Annotated in this window: 10 protein-coding genes; 5 read left to right on the top strand and 5 right to left on the bottom strand. The window is 45.4% G+C overall.

What is annotated here, in order from left to right; translation table 11 throughout:
- Nucleotides 1–74 precede the first annotated feature (74 nt).
- Together H8S84_RS12295 and H8S84_RS12290 are read right to left on the bottom strand one after the other, a co-directional pair.
- Nucleotides 75–3,188 carry a TonB-dependent receptor gene (locus tag H8S84_RS12295; protein WP_187067636.1) on the bottom strand — a complete coding sequence of 1,038 codons (3,114 nt, stop codon included), beginning with the start codon at nt 3,186–3,188 and terminating at the stop codon, nt 75–77.
- Between the two features lie 129 nt (nt 3,189–3,317).
- Nucleotides 3,318–3,953, bottom strand: a complete 636-nt coding sequence (locus H8S84_RS12290) for a C40 family peptidase (RefSeq protein ID WP_230407162.1) — start codon at nt 3,951–3,953, stop codon at nt 3,318–3,320.
- A gap of 72 nt (nt 3,954–4,025) precedes the next feature.
- Between H8S84_RS12290 and H8S84_RS12285 the strand changes: the two genes are divergently transcribed.
- The gene (locus H8S84_RS12285; protein ID WP_187067635.1) at nt 4,026–5,429 is read left to right on the top strand and encodes an FAD-binding oxidoreductase; all 1,404 of its coding nucleotides are present in this window, start codon (nt 4,026–4,028) and stop codon (nt 5,427–5,429) included.
- Between the two features lie 66 nt (nt 5,430–5,495).
- Here H8S84_RS12285 and H8S84_RS12280 read toward each other — a convergent pair whose 3' ends face one another.
- Both H8S84_RS12280 and H8S84_RS12275 read right to left on the bottom strand, forming a co-directional pair.
- Complete coding sequence (locus H8S84_RS12280; protein WP_187067634.1) at nt 5,496–5,729, bottom strand: hypothetical protein; 234 nt, start codon at nt 5,727–5,729, stop codon at nt 5,496–5,498.
- Between the two features lie 24 nt (nt 5,730–5,753).
- Entirely contained in the window at nt 5,754–6,650 is an 897-nt protein-coding gene (locus tag H8S84_RS12275) for an alpha/beta fold hydrolase (RefSeq protein ID WP_187067633.1), read from the bottom strand.
- Nucleotides 6,651–6,805: 155 nt separating this feature from the next.
- Here H8S84_RS12275 and asnB point away from each other — a divergent pair, with 155 nt between their 5' ends.
- From asnB to H8S84_RS12260, 3 genes are all read left to right on the top strand, one after another.
- On the top strand, nt 6,806–8,710 hold the full coding sequence (gene asnB / locus H8S84_RS12270) for an asparagine synthase (glutamine-hydrolyzing) (RefSeq protein ID WP_187067632.1): 1,905 nt from the start codon (nt 6,806–6,808) through the stop codon (nt 8,708–8,710).
- 76 nt (nt 8,711–8,786) lie between these two features.
- Nucleotides 8,787–10,139: a UDP-glucose dehydrogenase family protein gene (locus H8S84_RS12265; protein WP_187067631.1), complete on the top strand. Its 1,353-nt coding sequence runs from the start codon at nt 8,787–8,789 to the stop codon at nt 10,137–10,139.
- Nucleotides 10,140–11,102, top strand: coding sequence for a UDP-glucuronic acid decarboxylase family protein (locus H8S84_RS12260; protein ID WP_187067630.1), 963 nt, complete (start codon nt 10,140–10,142; stop codon nt 11,100–11,102).
- A gap of 36 nt (nt 11,103–11,138) precedes the next feature.
- On the opposite strand, the gene H8S84_RS12255 is transcribed toward H8S84_RS12260, so the two are convergent.
- Entirely contained in the window at nt 11,139–12,380 is a 1,242-nt protein-coding gene (locus tag H8S84_RS12255; RefSeq protein WP_187067629.1) for a polysialyltransferase family glycosyltransferase, read from the bottom strand.
- A gap of 64 nt (nt 12,381–12,444) precedes the next feature.
- On the opposite strand from H8S84_RS12255, the gene H8S84_RS12250 reads away from it, so the two are divergent.
- Nucleotides 12,445–13,512 (top strand): glycosyltransferase, encoded by a 1,068-nt coding sequence (locus H8S84_RS12250; protein WP_187067628.1) that lies wholly within the window; start codon nt 12,445–12,447, stop codon nt 13,510–13,512.

Raw genomic sequence — 13,512 nt, 5'->3', positions numbered from 1 at the left:
TAACTATCAAGCTAAATAGTAAAAGCCTGCCGGTAGATAACCGGCAGGCTTTTTTTATGTACCTGTCAAAATATTTAGTTAAATATATATCTTAAACCTAATTGTCCCTGCCATCTGGAAGCAAATTGGGATATGTTATATGCCTGGTTGTTAGGGTTAAAAGTGAAAGTTGGCGCACCGGCTGAGTTAAACCCGGCAAAGCGTATTATCTCGTTTGCGCTGTTGCTTACGAAGTACTGGCGGCCCCAGTCTCTGTTTAGCAAGTTGCCTACATTAAAGATATCAAACGTTATCTGAAAGGTATGCTTCTGCTCTCCAACGTTAAGGTAGAAATCCTGAAGTACTCGAACGTCCCATTGATGTGTCCATGGCATACGAGCTCCATTGCGTTCAGCGTATTGGCCTCTGCGGTCATTCAGATAATCATCACTGGCAATAAAGGCATCTAAAGCAGCCCACTGCTCCGCAGGTGTAAAGGTTGTGCCGCTAGAGGTAAATGATACCAAGTTAATTTCATCTTGATTCCGAGGGACATAGAGAAGGTCATTGCCAAAGTTGCCATCGCGGTTTAAGTCACCGTCATATAAGTAAGTATAAGGCAGGCCAGACTGACCTTCGTAGAAAAGAGAAATGCCTGTCGCAAAGTTATTTCCCCAACGGAAGGTATAACCGCTGGTGGCAATAATTCTGTGGCGAATATCAAATCTTGAGTAAGAAAGCTGCGGATCATTCGGATTGTTTACTATCTGATTAAACTCATAGTTTGAAAGTGCTGTAGAGCTAGTGCCTGAGTTAACATCTTTCGATTCTCCGTAGGTATAAGCTACTGTGGTTTGAATTCCATTGGTAAAGTCTTTACGCAATTGGCCTGTAATGCTGTAGCGATAGCCTTCGTTGGTATTATCAAGTAAGATTACGTTGGTATAATCAGAGTTAATTCTGCGGTTTGAAGGGAAAAGCTCTCTATTGTCGGCACCTGGAAGCGTACCGGTAGGTGCTACAAGGTTCAGATCTCTATACACCACATCATTTAGCGTTTTAGAATATATACCTTCTAAGGTTGCAAACACTTCCCATGGTAAAGTGTAGTCGAAGGCCAGGTTGCTTCGCCATACCTGTGGTATCTTAAAATCATCGTTAATAACGTTTACTTCCACTGTTCTTACTGGCGGTCCGGCGGTTTGCTGTTGGTCAACGTCTGGAATAAACGTGCTAGGGTTACGAACATCTACAGTACCTAGGATGGTACCAGTGTTGATGAACTGGTTTGAAAGCCACACAAAAGGAACGCGTCCTGTAAAAATACCTGTACCACCGCGTATCTGAAAAGAGCGCTCATCGGTAGGTGTAAAGTTGAAACCTAAGCGTGGTGCCCAAAGCAGTTGTCCGCTTGGTGCTCTGTCTGTTTCAAGGCCAGGATAAATATTTCGGAAGTCGTTCTCCAGCTTAGTATTCTCAGCAGGTTTATCTGGGAAAACTGGCACGTCTAGGCGTATACCGAATGTTAATTTAAAACGCTCAGAGGCGGTGAACTCATCCTGAAAGTAAACGCCTAATTGCATGGCATCAAACTCTGCAGCCGGACGCTGTTCATCTGTCAGAGAGTAGGTGGCTCTTACGCGGTTTGGCCTGTTATTGAAAAAGTCGTTTAGGCTACGGAAGTCCCAGCGGCCATTCAGGTTGTTTATAAACAGGTTCCTGAAGCTAAAGAACTCGTTGTGTGTACCTATCGTAAGGTTATGCCGATCTATCAGATAGGAGAAGTTGTCTGTAATCTCAAAGATATCCTGATCTAACTCATTTGCTGTGGATGAGCGTTGAGAACCAAATTCGAAAGTACCTACAGGATCGGCAATAGTTACTTGCGGGAAAAGCTCTCCCTGTATTTCACGACTATCTCTTATGCGAGAGTAACCCATAATAAGGTTATTGGAGAAAGCATTGGATAAACGGCTGTTTAATTCCAGCACTGTGCTGTTAGTGGTACTGTTAAACTGATAGGCGTTATTGCCAAAGCGTACAAAACTTCTGCTCCTGGAGATGTTGTCGTCAAAAGCATCTACAAAGTTATGGCGCAATGTAAGCTGATGGTTATTTGTCACGTTCCAGTCGAAGCGGATGAAAAACTTATCGCTTTGGGTTTCTCTGTCCAAACCTCCAAACGCTCCTACGTCATAGCCATATTCTTCCTGCACAAAAGTTGCGAGTTGTTGGGCAGCGCTGAGCGGTATCTGCGATTCCGACGAACCAGGTGCAAAGCGAACAGGCTCTGTAATACGTGTGGCGTCATAGTTTGTGAAGAAGAATAACTTATCTTTAATAATCGGGCCACCTAAACGAATGCCATACTGGTAATTGCTAAACTCATCTGCTCTTTCTCTGGGGCCTTCTACCGCTTTGCCTATAGTGTTTTCGTTACGGCCAAAGCCATAAATAGACCCGGAGAAGGTATTAGTACCGGAACGAGTAACGGCATTTATACCGCCACCGGTAAAGTTGCCCAGCTTCACATCATAAGGTGCAACAACAACTTGGATTTCCTGTATCGCATCCAAAGATATAGGCTGTGTGCCCGCCTGTCCGCCTGGTGTACCACTGCCTGATAAGCCGAAAACGTCGTTGTTTACAGCGCCGTCTATGGTAATGTTATTAAAGCGGTTATTAGTGCCGGCTATGGAGTTGCCCGATGCCTGTGGTGTAAGTCTTGTGAAATCTTGCAGACTTCGGCTTAGCGTAGGCAGGTTTTCGAGCTGTTCACGAGACACGTTGGTAGCTGCACCTGTTCTATCCTGGTTAAAGATGTCGTTTCTTTCTCCTGTTATTTCTACTTCACCTAGCTGTCGGGCACTTTCAGCCAATGCAAAGTCGACACGGGCAGTTTTGCCCAGTGCAAGGCTTACACCCTCTGAGCGTTGTTCCTGATAGCCTATGTAAGAAGTAGTAACAATATAAGGACCGCCAACACGCATGTTCTGGATGTTGTAGTAACCTTCTGTGTTGGTAGTGGCTACATACTGTGTATTAGTCGGTGTGTGGATGGCGATTACAGTAGCGCCTGGTAGTGCGGTGCCACTCTGGTCTTTGACAGTACCGCTCAATGCGGCGGTGGTTGCTCCTTGTGCTAAAACCATCTGTACCTGAAGTATAAAGGCAAAGCATAGAAGTAAACTTTTGTAGAAAACTTTCATAGTACTTATTAACTAGTTGATTAACAATAGCTTTTACTAGCTTTTAAGTACGTATGTTATAGTTATCCTATGTTAAATTTTGGTTATAACATGAGATAACACCTTTACTCAGAAAAAGTGGGGGTTAACCTAGAAAACTGGTGGTCTCACTGCTTTGATGAAGATTTTCTGATAGTGGTCAGAAAACAGATTATTTTCAATTACACCCAAAGAAGTGGAGGCATGTATAAATTTTATTTCGTCATTACTGATTACTTCTGTCACCATTCCTACATGTGTAATGTCGCGGCTATTCTTGTTTGCGCCAAAGAAAACGAGATCACCCTCCTTAATATCTTTCACCCTTACCTCATTTCCATAGCGGCTTTGTTCGTCAGATGTGCGCGGAAGTATAACATCTATACTTTGGAAGGATGTACATAGCAAACCGGAGCAGTCCATGCCCACGCGGGTGGTGCCACCCCACCTGTAAGGTGTACCTGTGTAAGAGCGTGCTGTTTTGATGACAGTTGCCACCTGCTGGTCGAGGTTGTTTGAAACGCGTGTGCGGCTGGTGCGATCTTTTGAGGCCAGGGGGGCTGCTTTGCCGCCGTTTTTGGCTGCCAGCCTGCGGGCCTTGCGTTCTTGCCTTTTAGCCTCGGCAATTTCGCGGGCAGAGCGGTAGTCTTCGCCGCGCTTGCTAAAAGTTGGTTGTGAGGTTTGACAAGAAACCGCCAGAATAAGGAAAAAAATAAATAAGGCAGAAGTAGTAAACAGTGACCTCAAAGCGTATTATGAAAAAAGGGTGACTAAAATATAAGTTTATGCTAATTTACAGATTAGCTGTTCTATTTGAAAATGAAATTTAATAAACTAACTCCCGATGCAGTAGCAGCCCTTTCGGCTATCGTTGGCCCTGACCATGTTGTGCTGCCAGCCGATGCCGATAACATGTACCGCTACACCCACGACGAAACCGAAGACCTGCGTTACCAACCGGAGATAGTCCTTAAACCTGCAAACGCTGAAGAAATAAGCCATATTATGCAGTACTGCCATCAAAATTTTATTCCGGTTACCCCTCGTGGGGCTGGTACAGGTTTGAGCGGCGGAGCACTTGCTGTACATGAAGGAGTTATACTTTCAACAGAGCGATTAAACAGCATCGTAGAAATTGATGAACGCAACCTGCAGGCCACCGTGGAACCGGGGGTAATTACACAAGTTTTCCAGGAAGCCGTTATCCAGAAAGGACTCTTTTATCCTCCGGATCCCTCAAGCAGGGGCAGTTCTTTTTTAGGCGGCAACCTAAGCGAGAGCAGTGGCGGACCAAGAGCCGTGAAGTATGGCGTTACTAAAGATTATGTACTTAACGTGGAGGTGGTGATGCCTACCGGAGAAATAACCTGGACGGGTGCCAATGTGCTGAAGAATGCCACAGGCTATAACCTAACACAGCTAATGGTTGGCAGTGAGGGTACACTGGGCATTATCACGAAAATAGTTTTTAAGCTCATACCTTATCCGCCTCAGAACCTGGTTATGTTAGTGCCCTTCCGGAAAGAGGAGGAAGCCTGCGAAGCTGTCTATAAAATGTTTATGGCAGGCATTGTGCCTTCGGCGCTGGAGTTTATGGAACGCGATGCTATTGAATGGACAGCTAAGTATGTGAATATACAAGTGGATCTGCCGCAGGATATACAAGCACACCTGCTGATTGAGTTAGACGGGAAAGATAAGGACGTGCTTTTCCAGGAGGCAGAGCAGGTGTACCAAGTGCTGGATGCCTTTGATATTGGCGAAGTATTGGTGGCAGATACAGAAAAGCAGAAAGCCGACCTGTGGCATTTGCGCCGCAATGTGGGCCATGCGGTTAAAAGCAACTCCATTTACAAAGAAGAGGATACTGTAGTGCCGCGTGCCGAACTACCCAAACTGCTAAAAGGTGTAAAGGAGATAGGAGTAAAGTATAACTTCAAATCAGTTTGCTATGGGCATGCCGGCGACGGTAACCTGCATATCAACATCGTAAAAGGTAATATGTCGGATGATGACTGGAACAACAAACTTCCCGAGGGTATAAAAGAGATTTTCAGGCTATGCGTTTCGCTGGGAGGCACTATATCCGGGGAGCATGGCATCGGGTTGGTGCAACGGCCATACATTAGCATTGCGCTCAATGAGGTTCAATTACGCCTGATGAAAGGTATAAAGCAGCTTTTTGATCCGCATGGTATACTTAACCCGGGTAAGATATTTTAGGAAATGAACAGGCGCAGAGGTATACTTTGCGCCTGCTATACTATCAATATTGTTTTAAATATTCAGCTAATCCTGTTCATTACCCTCTGCTAAATTTTGGTCCAGGCCGCGCAGGTTCAGCCACGATCTCATTAGGTTCTTGTGTGTTTCTACAACTGGGGTTTCATCAGAATCCAGACTGGCAAGGGTGTTTTTGCTTTGTTGCTTTAAAGACAGCAGGCGTTCCTGGTCCTGGGTATTTTCTTTTTCTGTAGGGTAGGCTCTAAGTATAGCCTCTTTATAAGATTTGTTGGTTTTCATATTAAATTGGGTATTGTAAATAGTTTAGGTTTGGTGCAGTAATTCCTGTTTCTTTTCTTCTTCTTTTATAAAGTTGCTTACATAATTAGCTACTTCTTCGGCGTTGTCTTCAACTAAAAAGTGGCCACTGTCTTCAAAGTGGATAACATAGCATTCGTGGAAAAATTTTTTCCAGCGTTGTAGGGCCTCAATCTTTATCAGTTTATCGCGCTCTCCCCAAAGTATTAGTGTGGGAATATCCTGAATCTGTTTTCGCTGCTTCCAGAGTTCTTCATACCACTTTGTAACACCCACTAATTCACGTGCGCATGCAAGCTTCTTTACGCGCTGGTTGGGGCTGCCGAGTCCCTGAACATAATGCTCCTTAATAAGCTCTGGCACTTTTTCCTCTTCTTCGAAAAGCTCATTCACTAGCGTTTTGGCAGAAACGTTTAGCTTAGAGTGGAGGAACTTGCCCAATGGACCAACCAAGTACTTGCTTGTTTTCCCGAACGTCTGGTGTTTGGATAAGGACCAGGTCCAGGAATTAAGCATTACAATCCGTTTTACGTTGGCTGAGTGTTTTATTGCGTATGCAAAACCAATGGGAGCCCCAAAATCATGAACCAGCATCGTAATGTTTTTCAAATCAAGGTGGTCCATTAGCTGCTCGAAATTGGCAGCATGGGCACGAGGCTTATAGCTAAAGTCATCGGGTTTATCAGAGAGTCCAAAGCCAAGAAGGTCTAAAGCAATGCATCGATATTTTTTTCGTAAAATTTTTATGAGGTTGCGGTAAAGAAAAGACCACGCGGGAGTACCGTGTATCATCACAATAGGCGTACCTTCTCCCTCGTCTATATAATGCATTTTTCCAGCCTCTAGCTGAAGGTAATGTGATTTAAAAGGATACTCTTTCGTATCCAACCATTCTGGTTTCATAGAAAGTATAGGGTGTATTTACTTAACTATACTTTGATTGAGAAGGCAGGTTGTTAATTTTACCTAAATTAAGGTTGGCTGTATAATATATTTTGGCCGAAGTGTTCCTGAGTAAGGTTAACATATTTATCAGCCACTAAAAAACGATTATTTCTATGTGCGGATTAGCGGGAGTGTATGCCTTTACCCAAACAGGAAGCAGTGTCTTGGACCTGCTGCCTGCAGCAGCTGTTGCTATAGCACATCGGGGACCAGATGCGGAAGGGATTTTCAGGCACAAGCAAGTTGGCTTAGTACATTCTAGGCTGTCCGTTATAGCTCCGTCGGTTTTGGCTAACCAACCTTTTACCGAGGCTAACGGACGCTATACTATAATCTTGAATGGCGAAATCTTTAACTACCAAAAGCTAAAGCAGGTGCTAAATGAAAAAGGCGTTCATTTTACCACAGCATCTGATACAGAGGTGGTTTTGCAGCTCTACCTAAGAGAGGGGCAGGAATTTCTTAAAAAGCTTAGAGGTTTTTTTGCGTTGGCAATTTATGATGCTGCAGACAGCAGCCTTTTTATTGCCAGAGACAGATTTGGCGAAAAACCGCTTTTATACTATAAAGACGCAGAAAAATTTCTTTTTGGGTCTGAATTGGGGGCTCTGATCGCGTTGGGCGTTCCACGTGAATTAGATTATACTTCGCTGTATCAGTACCTGCAGCTTACCTACGTGCCGGCACCGGCAAGTATCCTGGCAGGCGTAAAGAAACTGTTGCCTGGGCACTCTTTGTACATTAAAAATGGTAGAGTGGTGACATCTGTCTGGTATCGCTTACCTTACGATGCTGTTAAAGCTTCTCAGAACCAACTGCCTTACAATCAGCAGCAGGTAAAGCTAAAGCAGTTACTTTATAAAGCAGTAGCTGACAGGTTGGTGTCAGATGTGCCTGTAGGAGCATTCCTAAGCGGGGGGATTGACTCTTCTATTGTAACAGCAATAGCATCGGAGCAGGTACCTGGCTTGCAAACGTTTTCTGTTGGTTTTCCAGATCACCCGTTCTTCGACGAAACAGCTTATGCACGCCTGGTAGCTAAAAAGTATAACACGAGGCATACTGAGGTGCTGTTAACAGCAAACGACCTGTATGATAACCTATTTGGGATGCTGGGAAGTATAAGCGAGCCATTTGCAGATTCCTCGGCACTGGCCGTATATGCACTAAGCCGCCATGTAGGTCAATCATTCAAAGTCTTTTTATCAGGGGATGGAGCCGATGAGCTTTTCGGAGGGTACAACAAGCACCTGGCAGAATTTAGAATGCTAAAAGGTGGTGTAGGAGCTACAGCCGTGAGTCAACTTGAATATTTATGGAAACTTCTGCCAAAATCTAGAAACTCTTTTGTGTCAAATAAGGTAAGACAACTACATCGTTTTGCAGAAGGCACAAGGCTTTCTCCGCAGGAGCGGTATTGGCACTGGGCTACTTGGCAGCACGAAAACGAAGCTATGCAGTTGCTGGAGCCGAACCTTCGCGCTGCTGCATCCAACAGGTTATACTTTGCCCGCAAAAGCCGTTTACTAGATTGCCTGAACAAAAACCACCACGACCTGAACAACGTATTGTGTGCCGATTGGCAGCTGGTGCTAGCCAATGACATGTTGCCTAAAATAGACTTGATGGGAATGGCTAATGGACTTGAAATTCGCAGTCCATACTTAGACCACAGACTGGTGAAATTTGCTTTTTCGTTACCAGCCAGTTCCAAAATTAATAAGGCAGGACAGAAGCGGATTTTAGTAGATGCCTTTAAGGAGATGCTGCCGCACGAGCTGTTGATAAGGCGGAAGAAAGGCTTTGAGGTGCCGCTGCAGGAATTTTTAGCGACAAAAGGGCAGGAACTCGTACAAGAGCTTTTATCTGACAATTTAATAAAAGCACAAGGGATATTTAACAGCGAAGAAGTAAAGCTGCTGCGAAACAGTATAACACAAAAGCAGGCAGGGACACATCAAACAAAACTTTGGAGCCTGTTGGTGTTTCAGTACTGGTGGCAAAAGTATATGGCGTAGATTTTGATAATTAGCGATAAATAAAATAATATTATTATAAAGGTTAAATTTGTAATCTTAACGAAAACTTTTACCTATGAGAATAGCTGTAGTTGGCACGGGATACGTGGGCCTGGTGACAGGCACCTGCTTTGCCGAGGTCGGGATAGACGTTACCTGCATTGACATTGACATAAAGAAGATAGAGAACCTGAAGAAGGGTGTGCTGCCGATCTACGAGCCGGGCCTGGAGGAGATGGTTCAGCGCAACGCTCAGAAAGAGCGCCTGACGTTCTCCAACGACCTGGCCTCCTCGATCCAGGGCTGCGGCTGCGAGGCCGCCTTCATCGCCGTGGGCACGCCCCCGGGCGAGGACGGCTCGGCCGACCTCAAGCACGTGCTGGCGGTGGCCCGCGCCATCGGCCAGCACATGACCGACTACATGGTGGTGGTGACCAAGAGCACCGTGCCGGTGGGCACTGCGCAGAAGGTGCGCACAGCGATCGAGGAGGAATTGGCTGCCCGCGGCGTGGACATCCCCTTCGACGTGGCCTCCAACCCGGAGTTCCTCAAAGAGGGCGCCGCCATCGAGGACTTTTTGAAGCCGGACCGCATTGTGGTGGGCGTGGCAAGTGAGCGCGCCGAGAAGGTGATGCGCAAGCTCTACAAGCCGTTTTTGATGAGCGGGCACCCGCTTATCTTCATGGACATCCCGTCCGCAGAGATGACCAAGTACGCGGCCAACGCCATGCTGGCCACCAAGATCAGCTTCATGAACGACATCGCCAACCTGTGCGAGATCATGGGCGCTGACGTGAACATGGTGCGCAAGGGCATCGGCTCGGACGCCAGGATCGGCAACAAGTTCATCTACCCGGGCATCGGCTACGGCGGCTCGTGCTTTCCCAAGGACGTGAAGGCCCTGATCAAGACGGCCGAGGAGAACGGCTACCAGATGCAGGTGCTCAAGTCGGTGGAGTCGGTGAACGAGAAGCAGAAGGAGGTGCTCTTCAACAAGATCATGGCCCACTTCTCGGGCGACGTGGCCGGCAGGACCTTTGCCCTGTGGGGGCTCTCGTTTAAGCCAAAGACGGACGACATGCGCGAGGCGCCCTCGCTGGTGATCATCGAGAAGCTGCTGGCGCAGGGGGCCAAGGTGAGGGCCTACGACCCGGTGGCCATGAAGGAGGCTGAGCACACGCTCGGCGACACGATCGAGTACGGCAAGGACGAGTACGAGGCCCTGATAGACGCCGACGCGCTGCTGCTGGTGACCGAGTGGCCCGAGTTCCGCTCCCCCAACTTCACGGTGGTGAGCAAGCTGATGAAGGAGAAGGTGGTCTTCGACGGCAGGAACATCTACGACGCGGCAGAGATGGCCGAGAAAGGCTTTGCCTACTACGGCATCGGCGTGAAACAGAATGTACAGCAGGAAAAAGCGGTAGTATAGATGACAAAGAAAAGAGTACTGATCACAGGTGGAGCTGGCTTCTTGGGTTCTCATTTGTGCGATAGATTTATAAATGAAGGGTACTATGTTATCGCCATGGATAACCTTATTACAGGTAATCTTGAGAATATCGAGCACCTGTTTAAACTGGAGAATTTCGAATTTTATCACCACGACGTATCTAAGTTTGTGCATGTACCGGGTGAGCTGGATTACATACTGCACTTCGCATCGCCAGCCAGTCCGATAGATTACCTGAAAATTCCGATCCAGACACTAAAAGTTGGATCTTTGGGTACTCATAACCTTTTAGGTTTAGCCAAGGCAAAAGGCGCACGGATGCTGATTGCTTCTACTTCCGAAGTATACGGTGACCCGCTGGTACATCCGCAGACCGAGGATTATTGGGGTAATGTGAATCCTGTAGGCCCACGTGGCTGCTATGATGAGGCGAAGCGTTTCCAAGAAGCGATGACAATGGCTTACCACATGCACCACGGGTTAGAAACTCGCATTGTGCGCATCTTTAACACGTATGGCCCACGCATGCGCCTGGATGATGGCCGTGTGTTGCCAGCTTTCCTGAGCCAGGCATTACGAGGCGAGCCACTAAGCATTTTCGGTGATGGCAGCCAGACACGCTCTTTCTGCTATGTGGATGATCTGGTAGAGGGAATTTACCGCCTGCTGCTGAGTGATTATCCTATGCCTGTGAACATTGGTAATCCTTCGGAAATTACGATAAAGCAGTTTGCAGAAGAGATTTGCAAACTAACCGGCGTAGAGCTGAAGGTAGAGTACCAGCCGCTGCCAAAAGACGATCCGCAGAAACGCCAGCCAGACATCACTAAAGCAAAAGAGGTGCTGGGATGGGAGCCTCAGGTGGACCGTGCCGAGGGGTTAAAGAGGACATTAGAGTACTTTAAAGAAAAAATTCCTGCTACAACTCCGCAGGAAGTATAAAAATAGAAGAGGCCGCATTTTTTGCGGCCTCTTTTGTTATGGGGTATTACTTAAAAGTATATCACGTAGTCTTTCGCCACTTTTGCCATCAAACTTATACATCCACTCGGCTGTGAAACTGGCTTTGTTAGGCAGTTGCTGCTTGTGGATTTCTGTTATGTTTGATAGAATTTTCTGAAATTCTTCTATGTTGTATACTGGATAAGCTACACCTGCATCAATAAAGGATTTAAAGGCATCTACTTTGCCTGCAGGGTGGTTTTCGAAAACAACTACAGTAATGTGCTGGAGAGCCATCATTGGTAGCAGGTAAGTAGAGTTAAACCCAAATACAAGTCTGCACTCAGGTAATAACTTTGTTACTTGTCTATCATCTATCAAAGAAACATTGCTATAGTCTGTCCACAAATTCTCATCTCTGCTATTTTGCAAAGGGTGTAGCTTTACATGTATGTGAATGTTGTATTGCTGGCAATTATGGGCAAAAGCTTTTATAAACGCCTTGTAAGTAGCATAGTCCCAGCCAAGAATTTCCTGGCAGGCAAACCCTTGGTCAAAAAAAATGGCTTGATGCGGGTTTGGTACAATTGGCTTTATATAAGCCAGATGATCAAAAGTTGGAATACCTATAAAATATCTTAACTGATCTGCAGCTGGTTGATCGTGATAAGCATGGGCCTCGTAAGTTTTAGGGCTAAAAGCAATGTAGGCAGAAGGTAGTCGGAACGGTGACTTTATTTCACTAAAAGTTTCCCACAGCGTGCGGTTTTTCCGGATGTCCATGTATGCCTTAAAAAAAGTAGCTTCTGGTTTGCTAAGCTTTTTTTTAGACTGTAATAAAAAGAGACGAGTCTTTAATCTCGATGTGAATTGCTTAAGCTTTTTGAATCTACTCTTAGAAGCAACTGGAGATTTCCGCTCAATAAGATACTTCTCAATCCTGCTGCTTATACTTACATCCCGAAGTCCGTGATCCAGTACGTAAGTGGGAATACCCTTAGATTTACAGACCATATTAAGCAGAACATGGTAATAAGACTCTATAAAGAAAAATACTACCTTGTGTGGGTTGATTATGGCAAGTAAATTATCTGCATCTTTGAAATCGCCCCAAAATATTGCCCGACCATAAGTTTGGTAATAATTGTTTGATACCTCATCTTTAGAGGCGAATTCCAGAAAATAAAAGTCAAAGTGCTGCTTGCAGGCAGCAAACAAGTCAATGTAATCTGTTCTGTTAAAGTTGCCTATAATGAGTATGGTAGGGCGCTGTGGCATTTAAAGTTACTATATTTACTTTAATAAGCTATTTTACCTTCTTTTTAAGTACTGATGCAAGTGCATGTCTAAAACTATACTTCACGTTATAGAGTCTTTGGTTATTGGAGGCGCAGAAGTTCTGCTGGTAGAATCCTTAAAAGGCTTTACAGCAGAATACCGGCACGTGGTTGTGTATATGCGGCCTCCAGCGACATTGCTTTCGCAAGTTGTGGCAGATAAAATTTACTTTCTTGACTATAAAGTTAAGCGTAACATTGCTACATGCATCCTCAGGCTCCGTAAAATTATTAGAAATGAGGGGGTAAACTTAATTCATGCGCACCATTACTGGCCTACAGTTGTGTCAAGGCTGGCAAAACCAAACAACGTTCCGCTGCTGTTTACTGTTCACAGTCCATTAAGTGCTGATGCTTTTCAGTTAAACAGGCTTAGCCTATATCTAGAGAGGCTTACATATTCTAAGAGTCACCATCCTGTTTTTATATCGGAGGCAGTAAAAAGTGATTATAACAGATATGTGAGTGTGAAAGGGAGTAGCTCCGTAATCTTGAACTTTGCAGGCGACATCTTTTATGAACATCAGTATAAAAAAGAAAATTACACCAGCGACTCTCTACATCTGGTTGCAGTAGGAACTCTGAAAGCATCCAAAAATTATAGTTACTTACTGAAGGTATTCAGTCTTTTAAAAGACTATCCGGTTTATTTAGACATTGTAGGAGATGGCCCTTGCCTAGAGCAGATCAAAGAAGAACTGAAAGCACATGAGTTAGAGAATGTGGTGCTTAGGGGACTTGAAACCCAACCTTACAAGATACTGCGTAACTATGATGGGTTTATACTTGCTTCTACTTATGAGGGATTTGGTATTGCTGCTGTTGAGGCAATGGCTGTTGGGCTCCCATGCTTGCTTTCCGATATTGAGGCTCACAGAGAAGTAGCAGGAGACGCAGCGCTTTTCTTTGACTTGGCTTCGCCATCAGACTGCGCGGCAAAAACACTTGAACTGTTACAATCTCCTATACTTGGCCAAAAATTAAGTGAGAGAGCAAGGGAAAGAGCCTTGAAATATACGCGCAGTCGATACTTAGAACAGCTTAACAAGCTTTACAGGTTATACCTAAGCTAG

Source organism: Pontibacter cellulosilyticus, from assembly GCF_014306105.1.
GTDB classification, from domain to species: domain Bacteria; phylum Bacteroidota; class Bacteroidia; order Cytophagales; family Hymenobacteraceae; genus Pontibacter; species Pontibacter cellulosilyticus.
The sequence above is the reverse complement of the archived record's forward strand: the minus strand, read 5'-3'. Positions and strand labels throughout refer to the sequence as shown.

What these genes read in the sequence shown, in the direction of transcription:
- H8S84_RS12295 (WP_187067636.1), bottom strand. Translation starts at nt 3,188, where the DNA reads ATGAAAGTTTTCTACAAAAGTTTACTTCTATGCTTTGCCTTTATACTT.
- H8S84_RS12285 (WP_187067635.1), top strand. Translation starts at nt 4,026, where the DNA reads ATGAAATTTAATAAACTAACTCCCGATGCAGTAGCAGCCCTTTCGGCT.
- H8S84_RS12280 (WP_187067634.1), bottom strand. Translation starts at nt 5,729, where the DNA reads ATGAAAACCAACAAATCTTATAAAGAGGCTATACTTAGAGCCTACCCT.
- H8S84_RS12275 (WP_187067633.1), bottom strand. Translation starts at nt 6,650, where the DNA reads ATGAAACCAGAATGGTTGGATACGAAAGAGTATCCTTTTAAATCACAT.
- asnB (WP_187067632.1), top strand. Translation starts at nt 6,806, where the DNA reads ATGTGCGGATTAGCGGGAGTGTATGCCTTTACCCAAACAGGAAGCAGT.
- H8S84_RS12265 (WP_187067631.1), top strand. Translation starts at nt 8,787, where the DNA reads ATGAGAATAGCTGTAGTTGGCACGGGATACGTGGGCCTGGTGACAGGC.
- H8S84_RS12260 (WP_187067630.1), top strand. Translation starts at nt 10,140, where the DNA reads ATGACAAAGAAAAGAGTACTGATCACAGGTGGAGCTGGCTTCTTGGGT.
- H8S84_RS12255 (WP_187067629.1), bottom strand. Translation starts at nt 12,380, where the DNA reads ATGCCACAGCGCCCTACCATACTCATTATAGGCAACTTTAACAGAACA.
- H8S84_RS12250 (WP_187067628.1), top strand. Translation starts at nt 12,445, where the DNA reads ATGTCTAAAACTATACTTCACGTTATAGAGTCTTTGGTTATTGGAGGC.